Raw genomic sequence first — 2873 nt, 5'->3', positions numbered from 1 at the left:
GGTGCGAGTAACCCTACAAGATAGCGATCGCTTACACTATCCTCATCTACTTCTTCTTCCTCACCACCCGCAGGCCCAAGTAAATCTGCCAATACTGCTTTTTCTAATTCATCACGGATTTTATAAGGTGTGGGTAACTGCGATTCCAGAATTTTACTAGTTTCATCTACTTTTACTTCTAGCTTTTCCTCAACAAGTGGATCAATCGCAAGTATAAATTTCTCTTCTAATAATTGACCTTCGTTTATTGAAGGTATAAATTGCGTTTCTAATAGTTTCCTCTGTTCCCAAAGTTGAGGAGTTACTTTAGTTTCTAGCGGCTTTTTCTTAGAACGCGATTTTTTAGCTTTAGGTTTCTGCTTGTTAAAGAAATTGATGATGTCAGTGGCAATCTTCTCTGCAATATCTCCATTTATTAACCAATCAGCATCTTCTACTTGATCAATTCTGTCCAGCAAAACCACAAGCTGAGACTCTGGTGCAGATACAACCGCACTCCAATCGAGCTGAATTTGATGTTCCCGGAGTTCTTTGTTTATATTTAGTAAATCTAATTCACCTGGAAGTACAGAAGGAAGCTTAATAATTTCCATATTGCTGATAAAAGTAATAACCTACTAAATATTAATAATCATTCTATTCCCCATTCTCCATTCCCCATTCCCCATTCCCCATCCCCTATTCCCTATTCCCAAGATTCCACAATTGAGAATCAAATTTTTCCAAGAGGAGAGAAGAGTTGCTTGCAGGAACAATAACCAACAATGCCCGCATAGCGCGAGTCATACCGACAAATAGAGTACGGCGATCGCGTGCTAAAATTTCTGTAATTTCATCTTCCGGTGTACCTTTGGGAATTGTTGGATAGGTTGCATCCAAAAATCCTGCAATCGCTACAATGGGAAATTCTAACCCCTTCGCAGCTTTAAGCGTAATAACTTTAACACCTTGTTTATTTAAGTCCAAGTCTTTGCTAGACATGAAATGCGCTTCTAAACCTAAGTATGAAAGTTGACCAGCTATTTTTGTACCAGCACTTTCTGTCGGCACAATTACGGCACAAGCGTTAATACCCAACCGAAATTCACGGGCAGCACTTTTGCAAAATCGTACCAGTAGTTCTGCTTCATCTCCTGGATTATTTACGGCACGGACAGCCGGTGGTGGGCCATTGTGGATATAGTCTCTAATTGGGGAATGGGGAATAGGGGATGGGGAATGGGAAGCTTCTTTAATTCCCAATTCCCCATTCCCAATTCCCAATTCCCAATTCCCCATTCCCTCATCATCTAAAATCGAATTTGCCAAGTAAGATATTGCAGCTTCGTTTATTTCGCGGGTGGTGCGGTGATTAACGCGCAGTACTCCTGTGCGTCCGACAAATTTCAAGTCTTGGCTAACGTCACTCCATCGAAAGCTACTACCATATATGGATTGATTGGCATCGGCGGTAATAAACAGGCGGTTAGGGTGACGGCAGACTTGAGTCAAAATACGTAAAGTATTGGGGTCTAAATCTTGGGCTTCGTCAATTACCACTGCATCATAAATCGGCGGGTTATCCATCTCCCGTAACGTTTCCAAGGCACGGGTACGGACTTGCTGCCAAGTTTCGAGTTCTTGTTTTTCTAGCAACTGGTAAAATTGTTGACGCAAGTGCCAGATTGCTTGACGTTGCGTTTTGTTAAGGGAAATTGCCCTACCGCTTCGTGGCGTTGCTTGATATGCTTCGAGAGTTTTGATTTCGCGTGCTTCGATAACTGTAGCAATTTCATCGATGAGATAATCAATACTCAGACGTTTTAACGTTTGTTCTTGCGCTTGACGTTGTAGTAGGTTGCCTTCTAGAGAATCAATTGCGTAGATTAGCGCTTGCTTGATGGTTTTTCGCAGGACATCACCAGAAGCAATATTGGGTTTTCCGGTACTTTGGGAAATGACTGACGCAATTATTGCATCGGCAGTTTTGACATTAACATACTGTATATCTTCGCCTAGCAGACTTGCTAAAAGTTGTTGAGAAAACGCAACCAGTGCATTTGTATAGGTTGTAAATAGGATTTTAGGTTTTTCGATTCCGTTGGCTTGGAGTGTTTCTACCAACGCATGAACACGGTAAAGTGCAACGGTACTTTTTCCCGTACCGGGGCCACCTTTTAACAGTGTAGGGCCAGAAGCGTTGATTGCCCAACTGACGAATTTTTCTTGTTCGGGATTGAGTTTGAGTAAAAATCCCAGCAACTCACCTTCAGTGAAGCGCAATAAATCATCAGTGCTACCCGTAACAAAGCTGGGTTGGTTCAGAACTTGGTCAAAATTGGGTTCAGCGATACAATCAAAAATGCGATCGCACCACTTCCCTGGTAAGTTGACCGCCATTAAATCATCTAATGTCCGACACGCGGTTAATGTTGTCCAATATTCTTCCGGTAGTCGCAACCTATGAAGCAAATCTTCGGTAATTTCCACGGGTAGCGGGCTTTCTGTGTTAGAGGTATCAGGCAAAACCAAGTTTGGGGTATAAGTTGGTTTTACAGCCAGTAATGCTTCTACATCTGGCAGAGTGCTGATATCAATATCGGTTGTTTCAGCAACTAGCTTATCGCCTTTGTATACATCTTTACGAGCATCTACACCCAGCAAGGCTACCCATTTATCGCCAAAAGTATAAATTATGCGATAGTCGCCTGAACGCAAGCGATAGACATCACCCTTATAGCCATGTAATTTCTTCTTTAAATTACCGTGAGGTTTGGGATCATCCCGCAATACTTTGATTTTCTCCAATATTTGCATCACATACTCTTTAGGGATAGCTAAGAGTTGATTGGTGAAGGTGGGTTTGTGGATAATCTCGAAGATCATGGTAGATG

General features: G+C 42.1%; 1 protein-coding gene and 1 pseudogene. Both read right to left on the bottom strand.

All coding sequences use genetic code 11. The features are described 5' to 3' along the window. A pseudogene (locus LC653_RS45435) lies at window positions 1-593 on the bottom strand (DISARM system helicase DrmA); the annotation flags it as partial. A gap of 85 nt (window positions 594-678) precedes the next feature. After that, the coding region (locus LC653_RS45430) for a UvrD-helicase domain-containing protein (RefSeq protein ID WP_229501781.1) at window positions 679-2873 on the bottom strand (2195 nt) is incomplete at its 5' end.

The organism is Nostoc mirabile CHAB5784 (assembly GCF_020829645.1).
Classification (GTDB): domain Bacteria; phylum Cyanobacteriota; class Cyanobacteriia; order Cyanobacteriales; family Nostocaceae; genus Nostoc; species Nostoc mirabile.
The sequence above is the reverse complement of the archived record's forward strand: the minus strand, read 5'-3'. Positions and strand labels throughout refer to the sequence as shown.